We start from the raw sequence: 21,896 nt of genomic DNA, 5'->3' as shown, positions 1-21,896 counted from the left end.
GGGTTTTCCACAAGCCGAGAACCGCGAATTCGTCCGCTGTGCAGTGTTTTTGGTTGACAGTGCGTCGATTCGCGTTGACTGTCGGGACTATCTCGCGTATCTGCCCGAATTGTGACCGACAGACTTCAACTCGACTCCCAGACCTCGATCGAAGTCTGCCGGTCGAGTTGAAGTCTGTCGGTCGCCGGCCCACCGCCCTCTGGTAGTTGCTGTGCTCGACCCCGCGGGCGGCTTTCAGCGCTCCGGCAACCGCAGATCCAGCGTTTCGGATCAGGAAGCAGTGGCCCAGTGCCGCACAGTCAACGAAAACCGACGCACAGTCGACTGGTCGGGGGGCCTCACCCGGCCAGTGCGCGCAGAAAGAACCCCAGGTTCGCCGGACGTTCGGCCAGGCGTCGGACCAGGTACCCGTACCACTGCTCGCCGTAGGGGATGTAGACCCGGACGCGTGCGCCGGCGGCTGCCAACCGGCGCTGCTCGTCGGCCCGTATTCCGTACAGCATCTGGTGTTCCCAGCTGTCCGGCGCGCGACCGAATTCGTCGGCGAGGATTCTCGCGGCGTCGATCATCGTGGGGTCGTGGCTTGCGACCATCGGATAACAGGAGCCCTTCAGGAGTATCCGGAGGCACCGCTGATAGCTGTCGTCGACCTGGCGGCGGTCGGTGAACGCGACCGCGGGCGGTTCGGCATAAGCGCCTTTACACAACCGGATTCGGGCGCCCGACGCCGCGAATTCGGCACAGTCGTCCTCGGTGCGGCGCAGGCAGGCCTGCAGCACGGTCCCGGTCTCCGGGAACTCGGAGCGCAACGACCGCACGATCGCCAGCCGCTGGTCGACGGTGGTGTGATCCTCGGCGTCCACGGTGACCACGACATCCAGGCCATCGGCCGCCTCGACGATCGTGCGCGCGTTCTCCTCGGCGATCTTCGCGCCGTGCTCCGGCAGTGCGAGACCGAGCGCGGTCAGCTTCAGCGACACCTCCAACGACCCGGCAGGTGCCGGACGGCGTCCCGACAGAGACTCGAGCAGAGCCAGATACGCGGTCACCGTGGCGTCGGCCTGGGATTCGTCGGGGGTGTCCTCGCCCAGGAAGTCGACCGAGACGGAGAGTCCGTCGGCGAGTTCGGCGACGACGGCGGTCATGGCGGCGTCGAGCGATTCGCCCGGCACGAATCGGCGGACCACTCGTTCGGTGACCGGCCACCGCTGGGACGCGTCCTTGATCCGCTCGCTGCGCGATGCCGCGACGATCGCGGGCCGCAGCACGGTGTCGAAGACGGACCCCATCACAGCGCCGTCCAGTCGGCGACCATGTGCGGGTACGACGAGGTGGTGGGAGGTGAGAAGGTCTCCTTGATCGTGCGGGTCGAGGTCCAGCGCATCAGGTTCTGCTTCGACCCGGCTTTGTCGTTGGTTCCCGACGCCCGGCCGCCGCCGAAGGGTTGCTGCCCGACCACCGCGCCGGTGGGCTTGTCATTGACGTAGAAGTTGCCCGCCGCGTTCCGCAGCCGGTCGGAGGCGAGCGCGACCGCGGCGACATCGGTCGCCATGACCGACCCCGTGAGTGCGTACTGCGCCGTCGAATCGACCAGGCCGAGAATGTTCTCGTAGTCGGCGTCGTCGTAGACGTGAACCGCGAGGATCGGACCGAAGTACTCTATGGCGAACGCCTCGTCGGTCGGGTCGTCGGACACCAAGACCGTGGGTCGGACGAAGTACCCCTCGGTGTCATCGCAGACGCCGCCGACCGCGACGGTCAGCGACGCCGACGACTTGGCCCGGTCGATGGCCGCGACCTGCTTGTCGAACGCGCGCCGATCGATCACCGCACCACCGAAGTTCGTCAGATCTCGGACGTCGCCATAGGCGAGTTCGTCGGCCTCGCCGAGGAACTCGTCACCCATCCGCTCCCACACCGACCTGGCGACATACGCGCGCGACGCCGCCGAACACTTCTGTCCCTGGTACTCGAAAGCGCCGCGCGTCAACGCCGTTCGCAACGCATGAGGTTCGGCCGAGGCGTGCGCGACGATGAAGTCCTTGCCACCGGTCTCGCCGACGAGGCGCGGGTAGTTCCGGTAGTGCTCGATGTTGGCACCGACCTCACGCCACAGATGACGGAACGTCCTCGTCGACCCGGTGAAATGGATCCCGGCCAGATCCTCGTCGGCGAGAACGACGTCCGAGACCGCGGCACCGTCGCCGTGGACGAGGTTGATCACCCCGGGCGGTAATCCGGCGGCCTCGAGCAGCGCCATGGTCAGCTGCGCGGAGTACGCCTGGGTGGGGGAGGGCTTCCAGACGACGGTGTTGCCCATCAACACGGGGGCGGTGGGCAGATTGGCGGCGATGGCGGTGAAGTTGAACGGGGTCACGGCGTAGACGAACCCGTCCAGTGGACGGTGGTCAAGCCGGTTCCACACCCCGGGCGACGACTCCGGTTGCTCGGCGAGGATCTCACGCGCGAAGGCGACGTTGAACCGCCAGAAGTCGACGAGCTCGCAAGGGGCGTCGATCTCGGCCTGCTGCACCGACTTCGACTGACCGAGCATCGTCGCCGCCGCGATCCGCTCGCGCCACGGCCCGGCCAGCAGCTCGGCGGCGCGCAGGATCACGGCCGCGCGGTCGTCGAAGCTCGTGTGAGCCCAGTCGGGGGCGGCGGCGCGAGCGGCGTCCACCGCGGCGCGGGCGTCGTCGTGGGTGGCGTTGGTGATGAAGCCGAGTACCTCGCGGTGTGCGTGGGGCTGGACGACGTCGATCTCCTCACCCGCCCCGAGGCTCAGGTGGCCGCCGATGATGTGCGGGAACTCGCGGCGGCCGGCATGCGACTGTAGCGCCAGCTCGTCGACGATGCGCGCACGCTCGGGCGAACCGGGGGCATAGCTGTGGACGGGTTCGTTCGACGGTCGAGGGGGAGTGGTGATGGCATCCATGACCTCAGTCCACCGTCCCTTTCGACGTCGCGATATGGCCGATCAGCCGAGGTGGGTCTCTTAGTCTTGTCCGTATGGACAAGACTGCCGGTATCGCGCTCGGGCGGTTGGTCCTCGCCCTTGACCAGACCGTCGCGACCCTGGTCTCGTCGCCCCGCGGTCTCGACGCGCCGGTGTCGACGATGGCGATGGTCGACGCCGACGACGTGCACTACGGGCTCGGGCACGCCGCCCGATCCGCCGACCTGTTCCTCCTGGTCGGACTCGCCGACGACGTCGTCGTGGAGTGGCTCGGCGGCCTCGGGGCGCACCGCCCGGTCGCCGTACTGGCCAAGAACCCCGCACAGACCCTGGTCGGCCTCGCCGATCGACTGGGCATCGCGGTCATCGCCATCGATCCGCACGCCCGCTGGGAACGCATCTACAACCTCGTCACCCGGGTGCTCGACGCCGCACGCGGCGCGGTCGGGAGCGGCGAGTCCATGGAGTCGGGAAGCACCGGCGACCTGTTCGAGCTCGCCGCGGAGGTCGCCCGCCGGACCGGTGGTCTGGTGAGCATCGAGGACGAGCACGCGCACGTCCTCGCCTACAGCTCGGCTGGCGAGGAGGCCGACGAGTTGCGCAGACTGTCGATCCTGGGCCGCGAGGGGCCGCCGGAGATGCTGGCCTGGTTGCGGGAGTGGGGCGTGATGGACGCGGTCCGGAAGTCGTCCGGAGTCGTGATGGTCGACGCACGCACCGATCTCGGACTTCGGCCGCGTCGCGCGGTCGCCATCCGTCCGGCGTCGGGCCCACACAGCGATCGCTCCGACGTCCTGATGGGGGTCGTCTGGCTGCAGGAGGGGTCGCGCCCGCCGGCCCGCGACACCGACGAGGTACTCGTCGGCGCCGCAGCTGTGGCGGCCCGGGTGATCTCGCGACGGCGTTCGGCAGGCTCCGACCACGATCAGCGGGTCCGGCGACTCCTCGGTGTCGGCGGAGTCCCGGTCGACACAGACCACCTCGCCGCCCAGCTCGGCATCGCGCCGACCGCCACGGTGACGGTCGTGGGGTTCACGGCCCCCGACGGCATCCGCGCCGGGCAGGTCTCGGCACTCATGCTGCACGCCAGCGCTTTCAGTCCGCTGTCGGTCACGGTCACGATCGGTGACCGCGCGTACGTCGTGCTCCCAGGCGTCCCGCTCGACGACGCCGTCACGTGGGCGCGGATCTCCGTCGACGCCGCCGACCGCCAATTCGGCGTGCCGGCACGCGCGGTCGTCGCCGGCCCCGACACCATCGCCGCCGCAACCGATCTGCGCTCTGCGATCGATCGTGTCCTGGACGCCGCCGGTCGCGACGCCGACCTGATCGACGACGTCACCACCGTCGAGCGATCCCGCACCGGGGTGCTGCTCGCCGAGATCATCGGATTGCTCTCGGAGAACCCCGATCTCGTCGACAGCCGGGTCGCCGGGCTCGCGGATCTCGATACTCGCAGCGGCAGCGAGTTCACCGCGTCGTTGCGCGCCTACCTCGACCATTTCGGTGACGTCCGCGCGGCAGCGGCGGCGCTGCACGTCCATCCGAACACCTTGCGCTACCGCATCCGTCGAGTGCAGACCCTGACCGGGATGGATCTCGACGACCCGGCGACGCGTCTCGTCGTGGCGCTGTCCCTGCGCGTTCGGTGAGAGTCGCTGCGCCCCCGAGTCCCACCCCGACCGAGTGCCACCCCGCCCGGCCGGCCGGTGGGTACCGTGGCGCCCATGCCCTCATCGTCGAAGTCCCTGTCCGACCTGACCGGCTCGCGGGTCGTCGTCACCGGTGCGACGAACGGTATCGGGATGGCCACCGCCCGCGCGCTCGCCCGGGCCGGTGTGCAGGTGGTCCTGGCCGTCCGCGACACCGATCTCGGCGCCCGGCGCGCACGGGAATTCGGCGGTGACTGCGAGGTGATCCGGCTCGATCTCGCCGACCTCGCCTCGGTGCGGACCTTCGTCGAGGAACTCGACGGCCCGATCGATGTGCTGGTCAACAACGCCGGCATGTTCCCGCATCAGCATCGGACGACGCGGGACGGATTCGAACTCGGGATGGGCACCAATTTCCTCGGGCCGTTCGCCCTGACCAACCTGCTCCTGCCACGCATCAGGCGGCAGATCGTGTCCGTGGGTTCGGAGGGGCATCGCCGCGCCCGCATCGACCCCGCCGACCTGGACCTCCGACGCACCCGGTGGTCGTCGCCGCGGGCCTACACCGGGTCGAAACTCGCGGTGATGCTGTGGGGTCTCGAACTCGACCGACGGTTGCGCGACGTCGGGTCGCCGGTGACCTCGATGCTCACCGATCCCGGCTGGGCCGCGTCGAACATCTCGAACAAGCCGGGCCTGGGCGTTCTGCACCGCGCGGCGCAGGGCCTGGCGGGTGTCGTCGGCAACGATCTCGACGCCGGCGCGGCACCCACCCTGCATTGCCTGACCGAGCCGATCCCGCCGGGCAGCTACGTGGGGGTCGACGGACCGTGGGGACTGCGCGGCCGACCGGTGCTGTCGGGCCGATCGCTCGCGGCGTGCGACTACGAGCTGGCCGGTCGACTCTGGACCGAGGCCGAGGCCCGCACCGGCACCCGGTGGCCGCTGGGGTAGGGCCCACGTGCCCGGCCGGATCACGCCGGATCGGTCAGTCGATCCGACAGCTGAGCGGTGAGTTCGTGCGCATATTCCAGTTGCCGCTCGAGCTTCTCGCACGCCAGTCGTGCGCGCTGCCGGAACTCCGCGACCGCCTCGAGCGCCGCCCGCCGGTCCGCCGGCGCCGCGTCGGAGTCGTCGAGGACGCTCTCGGCATGCAGGAGTGCGCGCATGTCGTCGAGGGTGAAACCGAGTGGCTTCATCCGCCGGATCACGAACAGCCGATCGATGTCGGCCCGGGTGTACAGCCGGAAGCGCCCGGCCGAGCGGGCGGACGGGACGACCAGACCGACCTCGTCGTAGTGGCGGATCGTCTTGATGGACAACCCGGTTTCCGTTGCCACCGTGCCGATCTGCAGGTGCTCGGCGGTGTCGGTCCCGTCGTCGGTCACGACCTGTCCTCTCTACCCGGTCAGCCCTCGCCGCCGAGCTGTCCGCTGAGGCGTCGATGACGCTCGGCGCTGTGGTCGTCGAGGCCGACGATGGTGGCGGTCTTGCCCTTGGCTGCGTACTTGGTGGTGACGGCATCGAGCGTAGCGACCGTCGACGCGTCCCAGATGTGTGCGCCGCTCATGTCGATGACGACGTCGTCCGGGTCGCCGACATAGTCGAACTGGTACACGAGGTCGTTGCTGGACGCGAAGAACAACTCGCCCCGCACCGCGTAGACGCGGGTTCCGGGTTCGGGATCGGCGACATCGACCACCTCCGTGAAGTGGGCGACCCGGCGCGCGAACAGGACCATCGCCGTCAGGACGCCCACGATCACCCCGTACGCGAGATTGTGGGTGGTCACGGTGACGACGACGGTCGCGAGCATCACGGCCGTCTCGCTCTTCGGCATGCGCCGCAGGGTCTTCGGGTTGACGCTGTGCCAATCCAGGGTGCCGACCGACACCATGATCATGACGGCGACGAGCGCGGCCATCGGGATCAGCGCGACGATGTCACCCAGCCCGACGACCAGGATGAGCAGGAAGAGTCCGGCCAGAAACGTCGAGATGCGGGTGCGGGCCCGGGACTCCTTGACGTTGATCATGGTCTGGCCGATCATCGCGCACCCGCCCATGCCGCCGAAGAGACCGGTCACGATGTTGGCGATGCCCTGACCGGTGGCTTCACGCGTCTTGTCGGAGTGGGTGTCCGTGAGGTCGTCGACGAGCTTGGCGGTCATCAGCGATTCGAGGAGGCCGACGAGTGCCATGGTGAAGGCGTAGGGCGCGATGACCGACAGCGTCTCCCAGTTCAGCGGGACGTCGGGAAAGAACAACGTGGGCAGACTGTCCGGCAGGTCGCCCTCGTCGCCGACGTCGGGGACGGAGAACCCGACCGCGAGCGTGACCGCAGTGAGCAGCACGATCGCGACGAGTGGTGATGGGATCGCCGTGGTGAGCCGCGGCAGACCGACGATGATCGCAAGCCCCGCCGCGACGAGGGGATAGACCAGCCACGGCACCCCCAGCAGGTGGGGGAGTTGAGCCGTGAAGATGAGGATGGCCAGTGCGTTGACGAATCCGACCATCACGCTGCGCGGGATGAACCGCATCAGACGGGCGACACCCACTGCGCCGAGGACGATCTGGATGACCCCGGCGAGGAGCACCGCGGCGATCAGGTGATCCAGGCCGTGACTGGCGACCAGGGGGGCCACCACCAGCGCCACCGCCCCGGTGGCGGCGGAGATCATCGCCGGACGGCCGCCGACGATGGCGATCGTCACCGCCATCGTGAACGAGGCGAACAGGCCCACCCGCGGGTCGACCCCGGCGATGATCGAGAACGAGATGGCCTCGGGGATGAGCGCGAGCGCCACCACGAGACCGGCGAGGACCTCGGTACGCAGGCGCCGCGGGGAGCGCAGGGTCGCCAGCACCGACTGTTGTCGGGCAGGAGTCAGCACCTCGGCCGTCATCGGCGTCTCGACTTTCGTGAGGTAACGGAAACGTCTGTCGCGGAAGGGGTCACCCACCCTCGCGGGCGTCGGGCGATTCCGACGGCCGACGCCGCCCCGCAGGACGGACCAACTCTACCCTCACGGGAGGGTAGAGATACAAATGCGGGTGTGCGGCTGGGCGTCACGCCACACAACTCCAGGCGCGCAACAACACGCCCCCTGCGCGATGCGCAAGGGGCGTGTCGACGATGCGGGATCAGAGAATCGTGAGCATCTCGTTGTAGGTCGGCAGCGGCCACAGATCGTCGGCGACGATGGACTCGAGGGTGTCGGCGACCTCGCGGACCGCGGCCATGGCCGGGACCAGTTTCTCCAGCGCGTACTTCGACTCCTCGAAGGTGGACTCGCCGTGCATGCCGGCGATACCGGCATCGAGGGCCGTCAACCCGTCGTGCAACGTGCTGATCAGTCCGGTCAGTTCCTCGAGCAGCGGTGTGGGAGCCTCGATTCCGGCCATCTTGAGCGACGCCGCGGTCCCGGCGAGCTCACCCTGGTACCGGATCGCGGCCGGCATGATCATCGTCTTGGCGATCTCCGCGGTCTCCTTGGCCTCGACGAGGAGGGTGAGCGCGTAGTACTCGAAGATGACGTCCTCGCGGGCCTCGAGCTCGCGGGCCGACAGCACGCCGTACTTCTCGAAGATCTCGACGACCTCCGGCGAGGTGTACTCCGTCACCGCGTCGACCGTCGTCCGCAGGTTCTTCAGTCCGCGGGCGGCGGCCTCTTCCTGCCATTCGTCGGAGTAGCCGTTGCCGTTGAAGATGACCGAGCCGTGGGCATTGACGATCTCCTGCAACACCTTCTGGACGGCGTCCGCGAGTTCGAGACCGTCGGCGAGGAGCTTCTCGAGGTCCGAGGCGATGAAGTCGATGGAGTCGGCGAGGATCGTGTTGATGGCGACCATGGGATCGGAGATCGACTGATTGGAACCCGGTGCGCGATACTCGAATCGGTTGCCGGTGAACGCAAAAGGGCTGGTGCGGTTGCGATCTCCCGGATCGGCTTTGAGGGGCGGCAGGGTGTCGACCCCGAGTTCGATGACCCCCGCGGCCTTGGAGCCGGTGGCGCCGCCCTTGGCGATCTGCTCGAAGACGTCCATCAGCTGGTCGCCGAGGAAGATCGAGATGATCGCCGGCGGAGCCTCATTGGCGCCGAGACGATGATCGTTCGACGCCGACGCGACCGCCGCGCGCAGGAGCCCGCCGTAGAGGTGTACCGAGCGGATGATCGCGCCACAGAAGGTCAGGAACTGCATGTTCTCGTGCGGGGTGTCGCCGGGATTGAGCAGGTTGCCCTGATTGGCGTTGCCGAGCGAGAAGTTGACGTGCTTGCCCGAACCGTTGACGCCGGAGAACGGCTTCTCGTGCAGCAGGCATTTCATACCGTACTTCTCGGCGACGGCCTTCATCGTGGTCATCATCAGCTGCTGATGATCGTGGGCGAGGACCGACCGCTCGAAGACCGGTGCGATCTCGAACTGGCCGGGCGCGACCTCGTTGTGCCGGGTCTTCGCCGGGATCCCCTGCTTGAACAGCTCGCGGTCGAGTTCGATCATGAACGACAGCACTCGTTCCGGGATGGCACCGAAGTAGTGGTCGTCGAACTCCTGGCCCTTCGACGGCGGTGCGCCGAACAGGGTTCGGTTGCAGGTCATGAGATCTGGTCGCGCATAGAAGAAGTGCTCGTCGATCAGGAAGTACTCCTGCTCGGCGCCGGCGTAGGAGACGACGGTGTCGACGTCGTCGTGGCCGAAGAGGCGGAGCAACCGCATGGCCTGCTTGCTCATGGCCTGTTGGCTGCGCAGGAGCGGGGTCTTCTTGTCGAGGGCCTCGCCGGTCCACGAGATGAAGATCGTCGGGATGCAGAGGGTGTTGCCGTTCGGGTTCTCCAGGATGTACGCCGGGCTGGTGACGTCCCAGCCCGTGTAGCCGCGGGCTTCGAAGGTGCCGCGCAGACCGCCGTTGGGGAAGCTCGACGCGTCGGGCTCGCCCTGCAGCAGCGTCTTGCCCGCGAACTCGGCGAGCGATGCACCGGTGGAGTCGGGTTCGAGGAACGAGTCGTGTTTCTCGGCCGTGAAACCGGTGAGCGGGTAGAAGACGTGGGCGTAGTGGGTGGCGCCCTTCTCGATGGCCCAGTCCTTCATGGCCACCGCGACGTAATCGGCGAGGGTGGGGTCGAGCGCGCAGCCGGTGTCGACGGTCGCGGCGACCGCCTTGAAAACGTGCTTGGGCAGCCGCTTCTTCATGACCGACAGGCTGAACACATTGCGCCCGAACGTGTCTGCGAGGGGTTCGGTGAACCCCGGCGCCGACACGTCGTAGGTCGTCACGGCCTCGATCGCCTGTCGGCGGGACATGCTGCCACTCATGGACACTCCTGGATGATCTGGGCCCCCTGTGCGCGGGGGCGCACGACGACGTCGCAACGCCGTTTGTCGCAATTGCGAGCGCTTCGACGCTATGAGCTGGGTGTATGCGCCCGATTGCCCCTGTGTGACGCCGAGGAAAACTAGTGCCCCTCGGAACCGATCGAGGCAACGCCGTTTCCCGAAAACCCGTGTCGCGACGGTCTACCGCAGCGTCGCGTTGTCGCCCATCACCGCGCCCTCGCGGCGCGGATCGGCGCCGCCGATCCAGCCGCCGCCGTGTCGCAGCAGGGCGCTGAGCCCGCTCGACTGTTCCTCGACCGACACCTCGGCTCCGCGTTCCCGAAGGCCGCGGACCAACGGATCGTGTGCGCCGTCGTCCGTGGTGTCGACGAGCGGGTGTTCGCCGCCGACGTTGGAGGTCGGGGTGTTGGCCGAGCCGAAGTCGATCATCGACACGGCCTGCTGGGGATCGAGGCCCCAGTCCAGCATCCCGACGATCGTCTTGATGACGAACTGGATGATCACCGACCCGCCGGGGGAACCCAGGGCCGCGACCACCTCGGCGGGCGCTCCGTCGGCGCCGGGCTGCAGAACGAGTGTGGGCGCCATCGACGAGCGCGGCCGCTTGCCCGGCGAGACCCGGTTGGCGAGCAGCATCCCGTCGTCGTCGCGGGGTTCGGCGGAGAAGTCGGTCAACTCGTTGTTGAGTAGGAACCCGTCGACCATGTGGTAACTGCCGAAGGCGGATTCGATGGTCGTCGTCATCGTGGCGACGTTGCCGTACCGGTCGGCGACGGTGATGTGACTGGTTCCGTGTTCGGTGCCCGGGTGCGACCCCAGGGGCACCGGTCCGAGGTCACCCGCCGGCGCCTCGCCGAGCGAGGAGTCGGGTGAGATGAGCGCTGCCCGAGACCGCAGATAGGCCGGATCGAGGATGGTCGCGACCCCGCGCCCGGGCAGCGGGACGAAGTCCGGGTCGGCCACATACTTGTCGCGATCGGCGTAGGCGAGGCGTTCGGCCTCGGTGACGAGGTGCACGGCGGCCGGGTCGGGACGCCCGCCGTCGGCGTCGAGATCGGACGGCGGCATCGACGGCAGATCGAAGTTCGCCAGGATGCCCAGCGCCGACGCGACGGCGATCCCGCCGGACGACGGTCCGGGCATGGCCACGATCTGTCGCCCCCGATAGGTGGTGACCACCGGCTCCCGGGCGATGGCACGGTAGTCGCGTAGATCCTGCTCGGTCATCAGGCCCGGTGTCATGCCGCCCGCGGTGCTGCCCGCCTCGGCGACGATGGCTCGGGCGAGCGGCCCGTCGTACATCGCGCCCGCGCCGTCGGCGGCGAGGGTGCCGAGCGTCTTGGCATACGCCGGGTTGACGAGCCGGGTGCCGGCCGGCTTCGCGGCGCCGTCACTCGCGAGGAAGTAGGAGCGGGCGTCGTCGTCGGCACCGAGTTCGGCCGCCGACGCGGCGATCGCGGTCGCCAGCCGCGGGCTGATGTCGAACCCGTTGTCGGCCAATTCGATCGCCGGATCGAACAGATCTCGCCACGGTTGTCCGCCGAAGTCGGCATGGACCATCTCGAGCATGCGCATCACGCCCGGCACGCCGATGGACCGTCCCGAGGCGCGGGCACTCGGCGCGGGTGGGGTGGGATCGTCGGGGGCGATCCGGGTCAGGTAGGTCTCGGTGGCCGCCGCCGGCGCCGTCTCGCGACCGTCGAAGGCCCGCACGCTCTTCGACCCCGCGTCGTAGTAGAGCGCGAAGGCGCCTCCGCCGATCCCGGAGGACTGCGGCTCGACGAGTCCCAGCACCATCTGCGCGGTGACCAGGGCGTCGGCGGCCGTCCCGCCGTCGCGCAGCACCTCGCAGGCCGCGCGGGTCGCGAGCGGATTGGCGGTTGCCGCTGCGTAGGTGTCGGTGACGACCGGTCTCATCCCTGTTCGGAAGCCGGACGCGACTTCCGGTCTGGTGGCGATGTCGGTGGGTGCGGCCGTCATCGTCTGGGCGTCGATCATCTCGCCGTTGGGGATCTCGGCGCAGGTGACCGGACTCGCTTCCGGCTCGGCTGGATCCGAGCCGCAGGCAGTCGCGAGGAAGGTGGTGGCCGTCGCGACGACGAGGACACGTACCACTCGAGAGACTCCGGACCCGGCCGTCATCGGCCAAGCGTACTGACCGAGTGGCCGTTCGCGACGCGAACTGGGTCGAATGTTCAGGACAGCGGCCGTGACCGCATAGGGTCGAGGCGGAGGGCCGCACCGGCATGGTCGGCCGGACGAGACGAACGGGGAGAATCGTGGGAGTGGTACGGCATCAGGCGAAGATCGACAGGCCGCGCGAGCGGGTCTTCGACTACATCGACGGTTACCAGAACGTCCCGGAGTACCTGCTCGGAGTCACCCGGTTCGAGCCGACGACGGAGAAGACCAGCGGACTCGGCGCGAAGTTCGCGGTCTCGATGGACGTCGGGCCGAAGACACTGAAGTCGGTGGTCGAGTGCACCGAGTACGTCGAGAACGAGCTCATCGAGTTGAAGGCCGTCGAGGGTTTCGACGCGAACACGACGTGGCGGTTCGCCGACGCGGACGGTGGATCGGGCACCGAACTCGACGTCGAGATCAATTACAACCTCCCCGGCGGTATGGCGGGCAAGCTCCTCGGCAAGGTCGTGGGTCCGTTCGCCGCTCAGGCGCTGCGGCACACGGAAGCGACGATCAGGAAGAAGATCGACTAGGAGCCGGATTTCGGCTCGGGCTCGGCAGACTGCCGTTCCAGCGCCGGACCGGGTTCCGGTATCCGGTTGGGCAGGTGCCGCGAGAACAGCAACGCCAGCACGAGCAGGCCGAAGACGACGAACAGCGACTGCTGCAGGGCCGCGATCTGCGAATCCGAATAGGCCTGTGACACCGCCTGTGCGGACTCCTCAGAGCCGCCCGCTTCGAGGACGAGGGTGCGCGCCTCGTCGGCGGAGATGATCGGCACTCCCTGGTCGTCGACGGCGGCGACGATGCGTTGCTGGTCGATGGGAGAGAGGTTCTCGGCGTCGTTGACCGCCGACACGAAGCCCGACGACAGCATGAGCAGGAAGACCGATCCCGCGACCGCGGTGCCGAACGACGACCCCAGGTTCTGGAAGGTGCCCTGCAGGCCGCCGACCTCCGAGGTGTCCTTCTCCTCGACGGCGGACATGTTGACGTTGCCGAGTTGTGAAGCGAGCAGACCGAAGCCGGCGCCGACCACGAACATGCCCGCGGCGAAGGCGGCGTTGCGCAGATCGATTCCCACCGAGGCGATGACGAGGAGTGTTCCCAGAGCCATCGTGATCTGTCCGCCGCGGGCGATGAACCGTGCGGAACGCCGTGCGGTGAGCCAGGATCCGAGGATCGAGAACAGGACGAGCCCGACCGAGAGCGGCAGGATCTTCACCCCGGTCTGCAGTGCGTCGCGTCCGAGCATTGTCTGCAGGTACACGGGGACCACGAAGAAGAGGGCGGCGATCGCGAAGTACTGGGCGAGGAATCCGCCGAGTCCGCTTCGGAGAGCAGCGATGCGGAAGAGTTCGACACGCAGCAGCGGTTGGCGGCCGGACGTCGCCAGGGTGCGCTGCCGCAGGACGAACAACCAGAGCACGACGACCCCGGCGAGCAACAGGTATGCCACGGGGGAGACGCCCAGCGGGGCGATCTCGTCCCCGCCGATCTCCGGCGGATGCTGCGGCTTCAGCCAACCCCACGTCTTCGACTGCAGGACGCCGTAGACGATCAGCGACAGGCCGCCGGCGGATGCCACGACGCTGAGGGGGTCGATGCGTACCTCCGGGTCGCGGGGTACGTCACGAATCAGCTTGGCCGCGAACAGGACCGCCACCATCACGACGGTCTCGGCGACGAACACGTAGCGCCACGACAGATAGGTGGTCATCACGCCGCCGAGCAGCGGGCCGACGGCGGCGGCCAGCCCGGTGACCGCGCCCAGGATCGAGAATGCGGTGACCCGGGCCTTGCCCGTGTAGTTGATGGCGGCCAGCGATGCAATCGCGGGGATGACGAGCACCGCGCCCAGCCCCTCGACGAGTGACCAGCCGATGAGCAGGACGGTCAGGTTGGGACTCAGCGCCGTGGTCAGCGAGCCGATGCCATAGATGACCGCACCGATCTTGAATGCTCTTGCGCGCCCCATCAAGTCGCCGAGCTTGCCTCCGGTCAGCATGAAGGCGGCCATCGTCAGCGCATAGAAGGTGATCGCGGCCTGCATGCCGGTGATCGAGGTCCCGAGGTCGTCGGCCACGACCGAGATGGACACGTTCATCACGGTGCTGTCGAGCACCATCACGAACTGTGAGACGGCCAGGATGATGATCACAGACCAAGAGCGCATCGTCAGTCTCCTCAGATGTGGTGAGCGCTCTGATCTTTACAGGTTCGGCGGTTTACTGCGCGGGATTGAGCATCGGTACGAGGAACTGGCGCGCCACCGTGGCGAGCTGCGCGTCGTCGGTGATGTCGACGACGCGGCTGGGCACGGTGAGGAACGACGCGGAGATGCGGACCATCATCTCGGCCACGAGATCGACGTCGAGTTCGTCGGAGATGTTGCCCGCCAGCTGTTCCCGGCGCAGCTGGGCGGCGACGAAGTGCTGGACCGTCGCGAGCAGCATGCCGTCGCCGCCGATCATCGATTCGATCAGCATGCTGGGCTCGGCGTCGCTGATCTCACCGATGAGCGGGTTGCCGGAGATCGCCCGCAGCGAACCGACGAACCCGACGACGACGCGGTCGGCCACGGTGTCGGCGCGGGGGATCTCCGCCCGGAACCGGTCGAAGTACCGACGGAACTCGCGGAGCACCACCTGGTCGACCAGGGCGTCCTTGGTGGCGAACTTGCGATACAGGGTGACCCTCGTGACGCCGGCGCTCTTCGCCACCTTCTCCATCGGCGTCCGTTGCACGCCCAGCCGGCAGAAGAGTTCGAAGGCCGCGTCGAGCAGACGTTCGGCGGTGGGATCGGCGGCCTCGTCGGACTGAGCCGCGGATTCGAGAAACGCCCGCTGGAGAAGCGAGCTGGACAGCGGAGCGCCGGACGGCTGCGTGGTCACTCGCCTCACCCCCTTCCTCACATCATGACCGCATGAGCTTCCATGATCGCAAAATTCGCGAAAGAGGTGTGTTCTGGACCACGCGGTGGTAACAATGATACAAGGATACGTTGTTTGTCACATTGATACATGGAAGTGATGGGACGGGGTCATGGAAGATCTGAACAGGCGGAACCTGATACGCGCGGGCGGTGTCGTCGGCGCAGCCGGTGCGGTCGCGGCGCTCTCGCAGACGACGCCGTGGACGTGGTCGCCGGCGAACTCGGTGCCCGGCCGTGGGCGCGGCGCGGACCCGCGGCAGCTGTGGGACGACGAGGCCGACCCGGTGATCGCCAAGGTCATCGACAGCGGGCAGGTGCGCAACGTCAATCGCCTGCTGCGCACGTGGCATCGTAACTCGCAGCCGCTGCCCGCCGGGCTGCCCTCGGAACTGCGCGACTTCATGGAGCACGCTCGTCAGCTGCCCGCGTGGGCCGACCAGGCCAAGCTGGCCGACGCGGTCCGATTCAACCAGAAGCGCGGAACCTACCTCGGCGTCCTGTACGGCTTCGCCAGCGGCATGATGAGCACCGTCATCCCGCGCGAGGCCCGGTCGGTCTACTACTCCAAGGGCGGATGGGACCTCAAGGACCGCATCACCAAGACCGCGAAGCTCGGATACGACATCGGATCGCTCAACGCCTATCAGCCCGGCGGCGAGATGATCGTGACCTGCGTGAAGACCCGTATGGCGCATGCCGGCGTGCGCCACCTCCTGCCGCAGTCGCCGCACTGGGTGCACGGCGCGACGGAGAAGAAGCCGATCAGTCAGGCCGACATCATGGTCACCTGGCACAGCCTGCCGACGACCGTCATGCGCAACTTCGACAAGTGGAACGTCCCGATCGCGGCCGACGAATCCGCCGGATTCCTGCATTCGTGGCAGATCACCGCTCGCCTGCTGGGCGTCCAGGACGAGTACATCCCCGCCTCCTGGGCCGCCGCCGACTCGCAGGCGCAGCAGGTCCTCGACCCGATCCTGGCGCCGACCCCCGAGGGTCGCAAGCTCGCCGACATGCTGCTCGACCTCGGCATGAACCTCGACCTCTCGCTGATCTCGCGCGGCGTCCTGGGGGCGCTCACGCGATTCGTGCTCGGTGACAAGGTCGCCAACTGGTATCAGATCCCGCGGGAGCCCGTGTGGAGCCCGCTGCTCGAGACGGCGTGGGGTCCGTACGTACAGATCCGCGAGGGCCTGCTCAACGTCGGCATGCCGCGTGAGGCGTACTGGCTGTTCGACGAGTTCCTCCGCCAGTTCGTGCTCTTCTACATGTCCGAACTGCGGATGCCGATCAACATCGAGATCCCGGTGATCAACAACCCGAAGTACAACTAGCCAGAAACTAGCCGGCGGACTCCTTCTCAGCCCCTGCCGACTCACCGACTTCCACCGCCCGGTCTTGCTTCTTCTTGTTCCGCTTCGGCAACAGGGGGATGCGGGGACGGGCGGTGAGCCATTTGCTGAACGGTAGGCGTAGGAGGACGTCGACGAGCGCCAGCGAGGCCGTCAGTACCAGCACGACCAAGATGATCGAGCGCAGGATCGCCGAATGCGGGAACCAGTCGAAGAGGCCGCTGAGGAATCCGACGCGTCCGAGGACGTCCAGGATCAGGGGGTGGACCGCGAAGACCCCGAAAGCGCGCAGGGTCGCCTGGGAGACCAGTTTTCCGCCGGCGGGCCGGCCGGCGGCGCGTCGGTCATCCCAGACGAGGCCGATCAGCCACAGCAGGACGAAGCCGCCGATGAACCAGGGGAGCGACACCGGGTTCCAGGCGGTGTTGGCCTTCCACGGCACGTTGCCCGGCGATGTCGCCAACAGGTATCCGGCAACGGTGAAGGCCGCGCAGCCCGCCGCGACCAGGACGACCATCGCCATGTGGTCGCGGAGCCAACGATCGACCGCCTCGCGATGCTGCGCGGCCAGCACGCCCATGGTGATGAAGAGCGCGTACATCGGCAGCGTCTTCCACAGGTGCTGGTAGGCGACGTCCCACACCTGACCCGACGGTCGGGGCAGGTACTGGTAGATGACGAACACCAGGAGCTGGATCGCGGTTCCGCCGGCCAGCATCAGCCACGGTCGGCCGCGGCCCCGCTCGAACAGCCACGAGATCAGTGGGAAGAACAGGTAGATCTGCATCGAGATCAGCAGGAAGTACAGCTGGTACTTGCCCTCGCCGACGAGGAGGTCGTGCGCGAGGCGCGGCGCCATCTCACTGATCGGCGGGAACGGATTGTCGGCGATGATGATGTGGTCGGTGATCGTGTAGATCAGCGTCCATGCCAGGTAGGGGCCGACGACGAGCCCGAAACGACGCCGCCAGAACTGCCACGGCGACATCTCCCGACCCTGCATGCTCAGCACGAGGACGTAGAGGGTCACCGCCACGAAGCCGTATCGGGTCAGGTGGCACAGGGTGCCGACGAGATTCGCGCCCCTGATCTCGTCGGCACCGCCGTTGATGGCGTTGATGCTGTGCGCGACGACCACGAAGGTGAACAGGACGACCCGGACGAAGTCGGCGGTGTGCGCCCGACCGCGGGGCTTGGTCGTGGGCGCGGGAGGGGCCGACTCGGCGGGACGGGGTGCCACGGTGGCGGAGTCCGGCGACTCGACAGCGGTGGCCGTGGTCTCGTCGTCGTCGGCGGTGCGCGCCGATCCTGATGCCGCGTGCACCAACGAAAAGACCTCCCCGGGTGAAACGGTAGAACGTATGCGGTAGGCAGTGTACGGACACAGGCTGGCAGGAACCTCAACGCCGGGGTGTCCTCAGTGGTGACGATCACAGCCGGAAATGTCCGGTTCGCGTCGGGGTCGATCGTACCGGTGCTCGCATTCCGACGCCGGGCGTCACACATCGTCGTGGGTGTTCCCGGCGACGGGGGCGAACTACACGATCTTCACCATCTGAGGTGTGTGGTGTGGCCGGGTGAGGTCGCTCGCGTAGACTCCCGCTGTCGGGGAGCCGCGCCACCGTGGGCTCTTCGCGGTCCGCCTTCGTAGCTCAGGGGATAGAGCAACCCTCTCCTAAAGGGTAGGTCGTAGGTTCGAATCCTACCGAGGGCACCAGTCTGGCCGTTCCACTGCGCGAGTGCCGTCTCGCGGGGTTTCGGCCTACGAACTCGCGCCGGATTTCGCGAACCGCCGACGGTAGACGAGTGGCGAGACGCCGACACTCGCGGCGAAATGGTGTCGCAGCAGCGTCGCCGACGTGAAGCCGACCTGGCGTGCCACCTCGTCGACGCTGGCGGTGGTCGTCTCGAGCAGGTTCTTCGCCGACAGCACTCGCTGTTCGGTCAGCCAGCGGCGAGGCGAGATGCCGACCTCGTCGACGAAGCGACGCGCAAAGGTACGTCCGGACATGTGCATCCGGGACGCCATGTCGTCGATGCTGATGTCGCGGTCGAGGTTGGCCGTCATCCAGGCCAAGAGCGACCCGAAGCCCTCGTCGGTGCACGCCGGCATCGGGGCCTCGACGAACTGGCGTTGTCCGCCGTCGCGGTGTGGCGGCACGACCATGCGCCGCGCGATGCGGTTGGCGACGGCCGGTCCCCAGGATTCGCGGACCAGATGCAACGACGCGTCGATCCCGGCGGCTGTGCCGGCGCTCGTGGTCACGGGTCCGTCGTCGACGAAGAGGACGTCGGTGTCGACCTGCGCCTGGGGGAACATGCGCGCGAGATGGTCGCCGTAGCGCCAGTGGGTGGTGCACCGACGGCCGTCGAGGAGTCCGGCCGCGCCGGCGACGAACGCGCCCGAGCAGACGGTGAGGACACGTCCGCCGTTGTCGACGACCGCACGGATGGTGTCCAGGATCTCGACGGGGTAGTCACCGCTGATGCTTCCGCCGGGGATGACGACGAGATCGACGTCGCAGCACTCGTCCAGGGTGTGCGACACCTGGATCGACACCCCGTTGCCGACGGCCAGCGCGGTTTCGGGATCCGGTGTGGCGACCCGGAAGTCGAAGGCGGGGACGTCGTCGTCGGTGCGGTCGAGGCCGAACACCTCGTGCACGACGCCGAACTCGAAGAGCGCGACGTGTCCGTACAGGAGGACACCAACCGAATGCAGCACCTGACCAGTATGGCAGATAATTTGCGAACATTGATTGAACTGCCACTGGTGGCCGAAATGATGTGGGCGGAGGATTACTGCCATGACACTCATCTTCGTTCTCGCCCTTGTCGTGGTCGCCTCGGTCGCCGGTGCAGCCGGCCTACTGAGTCTCACCGCGCGACGTACCCCCGTCGGCCAGCGGACGCCGGGCCAGCGGATTGCCGACTGGTTCACCCGGAATCCGCGGCGCCCCTACGGTCCCGACACTGAGCGAGTGGCAGCAGAACTGAGCATCCTCACCCGCCGGTACGACAAGCTCATCTGACCCGTCGGCCGCTGCGCTACCGTTGCGGTCGTGAGTTCACAGACAGTCCTCGTGACCGGCGCGACCAGTGGCATCGGGGCCGAGGTCGCCCGCCAGTTCGTCGCGAGGGGACACCGGGTCTACGGCACCACCCGCAATCCGGATTCCGTACGCAACCCGATCCAGGGCGTCACCTACGTCCGGCTCGACAACGCCGACTACGAATCCGCCGAGTCCTGCGCGGCCCTCGTCGGCGACGTGGACATCCTGATCAACAACGCCGGCGAGTCCCAGGCCGGTGCGCTCGAGGACACCTCGATGGCGGCCGTCGAGGATCTGTTCCGGGTCAACGTCTTCGGGCCGATCGCGCTGACCAAAGCGGTGTTGCCCGGCATGCGTCTCCGGCGCCGGGGCACGGTCGTGATGGTCGGGTCGATGTTGTCCAGCTTCCCGGTCGCCTTCCGGTCCAATTACGCCGCGACCAAGTCGGCGTTGAAGGCTTTCGCGCTCGCGTCGCGACGCGAGTTGGCGCCGTACGGGATACGGATGATCAGTGTCGAACCCGGCACGATCGCCACCGGCATCGGTGATCGCCGCAGCATTCACATCGGCGACGACTCGCCCTATCGCGCCGAGTACGAGACGCTCGCCGCCGCCACCCGGCGCAACGAGGACGCGGGCATCAGTGCGGCGAGCATGGCCACCCAGATCGTCGACGCCGCCCTGTCCGAGCATCCGAAGCCGTTCTACGCCAAGGGTAATCAGGCGGGGGTGGTCTTCCTGCTCCGGCGGCTCGCGCCGCGACAGCTGATCCTGGACATGACCGCGCGCAAGCACGGACTCCCGAAGGTGAAGATCTGACCGTGCGACTCACGTTGCGAGTCATCGGGATCGGACCCGGCGGACCGCGTCAGATCACGCTGCAGGCGATCGACGCGATGGCCGACGTCGATGCCTTCCTCGCGCTGGAGAAGGGCACGGCGAAGAGCGGCCTGCTCGACGCACGCCGCGCCATCCTCGACGAGCATGCGCGCCAGGGGCATTCGCTGGTGGAGATCCCCGATCCGCCACGCGACCGGGAGCCGGCGGACTACGACGCCGAGGTCCGGCGCTGGCACGCCGCGCGCGCCGAGCTGATCGCCGGCGCACTGCGCGACGAGGTCGGCGACGGGGGGGTGGCCGCTTTCCTCGTCTGGGGCGACCCCGCCCTCTACGACAGCACGCTGCGGATCGTCGACGATCTCGCCGCCCGCGACGACCTCGAACTCGCTGTCGAAGTCATCCCCGGCGTGACCAGCGCGAGCGCGCTCACGGCGGCCCACGGCATCGTCGCCAATCGCGTCGGCGAACCGATCCACACGACCACGGGCCGACGCCTCGCGGAGACGCCCGCGGGCGCCGACGCGAATCAGATCGTGATGCTCGACGCCGACCTCACCTTCCGGCACACCGCCGACCCGGACGATCACATCTGGTGGGGCGCCTACGTCGGTACCGAGGACGAGATCCTGATCAGCGGCGAGGTCGGTGAGGTGACGGACCGGATCGTCGAAGCGCGCGCCGAGGCCCGGGACCGGATCGGCTGGATCATGGACATCTATCTGCTGCGCAAGACTCGCCGCTAGCTGGACCCTTCGTGACGCGCCCTCCGCAAGCTCCGGGCGCTCCTCAGGGAGCAGGGGCAGGGCGTTCTTTCGAATTAGGAGCGGGGTGGTGTCACAGGTGCTCTCGCGCCACGAGTTCCACCGTCACGAGCATCGCGATGGAACTCACCGCGAGCAAGGCGATCAGCACGAACATCTGCATCGCCGCGGCCGCCCACACCGACGCCCCGCCGAGGACCATGCCGACGAACGCGCCGGGGATCGTGACGAGTCCCACCGATTTCGTCTGATCGAGGCCAGGGACGAGCGCGGTCGCCGAGGGCGGGCCGGCGATCTCCATCCGAGCGTCCCGCGGGTCGAAGCCGAGCGACAGCGCGGCTTCCACCTCGCCGCGGCGGACCGACAGCTCGTCATGCGCCCGGCGTCCGGCGAGCGAGGCGGTGACCATCGCGCCGCCGAGCATGATGCCGGCAGTGGGGATCACGGCGATGCCGCGAGCGGGAAGCACACCGACTGCCACCAGAGCGGTCACAATCGCGATCGTCGGCGCCGCCACCGGCCCGGCACACCACGCGGTTCCCGCCAGGCGGGGACCCCCCGGGCGCACGCGTCGGGCCGAGGTCCAGGACGCGGCGGTCGCCATCACCGCGACGAACAGCGCCGAGGCCCACAGGTGGGGGATGACGGCGGCGAGCACGGCAGCGAGCGCCGCGAGTTGCGCGCCGGCCCGGAGCGTGGCGACGACGGTCTCCCGGGCCAATCCGCTCCGACGGTTCACCAGCACGGCGACCACGGCCAGCAGTACGACGGCCACCACCAGTGCAGGCCCGATGCGCACCACCGCGTCGCCGATGCCGTTCACC

At 68.0% G+C, this 21,896-nt stretch carries 18 protein-coding genes and 1 tRNA gene; 8 read left to right on the top strand and 11 right to left on the bottom strand.

Annotated elements, in window-relative coordinates:
- Positions 1 to 338 precede the first annotated feature (338 nt).
- Both JW364_RS11100 and pruA read right to left on the bottom strand, forming a co-directional pair.
- The gene (locus JW364_RS11100) at positions 339 to 1,289 is read right to left on the bottom strand and encodes a proline dehydrogenase family protein (RefSeq protein WP_205333581.1); all 951 of its coding nucleotides are present in this window, start codon (positions 1,287 to 1,289) and stop codon (positions 339 to 341) included.
- Positions 1,289 to 2,935, bottom strand: coding sequence for an L-glutamate gamma-semialdehyde dehydrogenase (gene pruA, locus JW364_RS11095; RefSeq protein WP_078113422.1), 1,647 nt, complete (start codon positions 2,933 to 2,935; stop codon positions 1,289 to 1,291). The genes JW364_RS11100 and pruA overlap by 1 nt, the downstream gene beginning before the upstream one ends.
- A 74-nt stretch (positions 2,936 to 3,009) precedes the next feature.
- On the opposite strand from pruA, the gene JW364_RS11090 reads away from it, so the two are divergent.
- Both JW364_RS11090 and JW364_RS11085 read left to right on the top strand, forming a co-directional pair.
- On the top strand, positions 3,010 to 4,608 hold the full coding sequence (locus JW364_RS11090) for a CdaR family transcriptional regulator (protein ID WP_078113421.1): 1,599 nt from the start codon (positions 3,010 to 3,012) through the stop codon (positions 4,606 to 4,608).
- 75 nt (positions 4,609 to 4,683) lie between these two features.
- The gene (locus tag JW364_RS11085) at positions 4,684 to 5,562 is read left to right on the top strand and encodes an SDR family NAD(P)-dependent oxidoreductase (RefSeq protein ID WP_137811479.1); all 879 of its coding nucleotides are present in this window, start codon (positions 4,684 to 4,686) and stop codon (positions 5,560 to 5,562) included.
- Between the two features lie 20 nt (positions 5,563 to 5,582).
- On the opposite strand, the gene JW364_RS11080 is transcribed toward JW364_RS11085, so the two are convergent.
- The 4 genes from JW364_RS11080 to JW364_RS11065 all read right to left on the bottom strand — a co-directional run bounded on the left by JW364_RS11080 (position 5,583) and on the right by JW364_RS11065 (position 12,089).
- Positions 5,583 to 5,996, bottom strand: coding sequence for a MerR family transcriptional regulator (locus JW364_RS11080; protein WP_058251565.1), 414 nt, complete (start codon positions 5,994 to 5,996; stop codon positions 5,583 to 5,585).
- Between the two features lie 20 nt (positions 5,997 to 6,016).
- Complete coding sequence (locus JW364_RS11075) at positions 6,017 to 7,516, bottom strand: SulP family inorganic anion transporter (protein ID WP_078113463.1); 1,500 nt, start codon at positions 7,514 to 7,516, stop codon at positions 6,017 to 6,019.
- A gap of 238 nt (positions 7,517 to 7,754) precedes the next feature.
- Complete coding sequence (locus JW364_RS11070; protein WP_058251564.1) at positions 7,755 to 9,926, bottom strand: glutamine synthetase III; 2,172 nt, start codon at positions 9,924 to 9,926, stop codon at positions 7,755 to 7,757.
- A gap of 201 nt (positions 9,927 to 10,127) precedes the next feature.
- Entirely contained in the window at positions 10,128 to 12,089 is a 1,962-nt protein-coding gene (locus tag JW364_RS11065; RefSeq protein ID WP_205333572.1) for a gamma-glutamyltransferase family protein, read from the bottom strand.
- A gap of 137 nt (positions 12,090 to 12,226) precedes the next feature.
- Here JW364_RS11065 and JW364_RS11060 point away from each other — a divergent pair, with 137 nt between their 5' ends.
- Entirely contained in the window at positions 12,227 to 12,664 is a 438-nt protein-coding gene (locus tag JW364_RS11060) for an SRPBCC family protein (RefSeq protein ID WP_205333571.1), read from the top strand.
- On the opposite strand, the gene JW364_RS11055 is transcribed toward JW364_RS11060, so the two are convergent.
- Together JW364_RS11055 and JW364_RS11050 are read right to left on the bottom strand one after the other, a co-directional pair.
- A complete protein-coding gene (locus JW364_RS11055) occupies positions 12,661 to 14,307 on the bottom strand; it encodes an MFS transporter (RefSeq protein ID WP_065630805.1) in 1,647 nt (548 codons plus the stop codon). The genes JW364_RS11060 and JW364_RS11055 overlap by 4 nt on opposite strands.
- A gap of 52 nt (positions 14,308 to 14,359) precedes the next feature.
- A complete protein-coding gene (locus JW364_RS11050) occupies positions 14,360 to 15,025 on the bottom strand; it encodes a TetR/AcrR family transcriptional regulator (protein ID WP_065630806.1) in 666 nt (221 codons plus the stop codon).
- A 151-nt stretch (positions 15,026 to 15,176) separates the two neighbouring features.
- On the opposite strand from JW364_RS11050, the gene JW364_RS11045 reads away from it, so the two are divergent.
- Positions 15,177 to 16,400, top strand: coding sequence for an oxygenase MpaB family protein (locus tag JW364_RS11045; protein WP_058251559.1), 1,224 nt, complete (start codon positions 15,177 to 15,179; stop codon positions 16,398 to 16,400).
- Positions 16,401 to 16,407: 7 nt separating this feature from the next.
- Here the strand turns inward: JW364_RS11045 and JW364_RS11040 are convergent, their stop codons facing one another.
- A complete protein-coding gene (locus JW364_RS11040) occupies positions 16,408 to 17,742 on the bottom strand; it encodes an acyltransferase (RefSeq protein WP_205333570.1) in 1,335 nt (444 codons plus the stop codon).
- Between the two features lie 317 nt (positions 17,743 to 18,059).
- Here JW364_RS11040 and JW364_RS11035 point away from each other — a divergent pair.
- Positions 18,060 to 18,135: transfer RNA gene (locus tag JW364_RS11035), tRNA-Arg, on the top strand.
- Positions 18,136 to 18,180: 45 nt separating this feature from the next.
- Here JW364_RS11035 and JW364_RS11030 read toward each other — a convergent pair.
- Positions 18,181 to 19,143 (bottom strand): GlxA family transcriptional regulator, encoded by a 963-nt coding sequence (locus JW364_RS11030; protein ID WP_205333569.1) that lies wholly within the window; start codon positions 19,141 to 19,143, stop codon positions 18,181 to 18,183.
- 82 nt (positions 19,144 to 19,225) lie between these two features.
- On the opposite strand from JW364_RS11030, the gene JW364_RS11025 reads away from it, so the two are divergent.
- Genes JW364_RS11025 through cobF form a run of 3 tightly spaced genes read left to right on the top strand, consistent with a single transcriptional unit; the run spans position 19,226 to position 21,054 of the window.
- Entirely contained in the window at positions 19,226 to 19,450 is a 225-nt protein-coding gene (locus JW364_RS11025) for a hypothetical protein (RefSeq protein WP_205333568.1), read from the top strand.
- A gap of 30 nt (positions 19,451 to 19,480) precedes the next feature.
- Positions 19,481 to 20,290 (top strand): SDR family oxidoreductase, encoded by an 810-nt coding sequence (locus tag JW364_RS11020; RefSeq protein WP_065630812.1) that lies wholly within the window; start codon positions 19,481 to 19,483, stop codon positions 20,288 to 20,290.
- Positions 20,291 to 20,292: 2 nt separating this feature from the next.
- Complete coding sequence (gene cobF / locus JW364_RS11015) at positions 20,293 to 21,054, top strand: precorrin-6A synthase (deacetylating) (RefSeq protein ID WP_205333567.1); 762 nt, start codon at positions 20,293 to 20,295, stop codon at positions 21,052 to 21,054.
- A gap of 91 nt (positions 21,055 to 21,145) precedes the next feature.
- On the opposite strand, the gene JW364_RS11010 is transcribed toward cobF, so the two are convergent.
- Positions 21,146 to 21,895, bottom strand: a complete 750-nt coding sequence (locus JW364_RS11010) for an ABC transporter permease (protein WP_058251553.1) — start codon at positions 21,893 to 21,895, stop codon at positions 21,146 to 21,148.
- Between the last annotated feature and the right edge of the window lies 1 nt (position 21,896).

It is taken from the genome of Gordonia sp. BP-119 (assembly GCF_016924115.1).
GTDB lineage: Bacteria > Actinomycetota > Actinomycetes > Mycobacteriales > Mycobacteriaceae > Gordonia > Gordonia hongkongensis.
The sequence above is the reverse complement of the archived record's forward strand: the minus strand, read 5'-3'. Positions and strand labels throughout refer to the sequence as shown.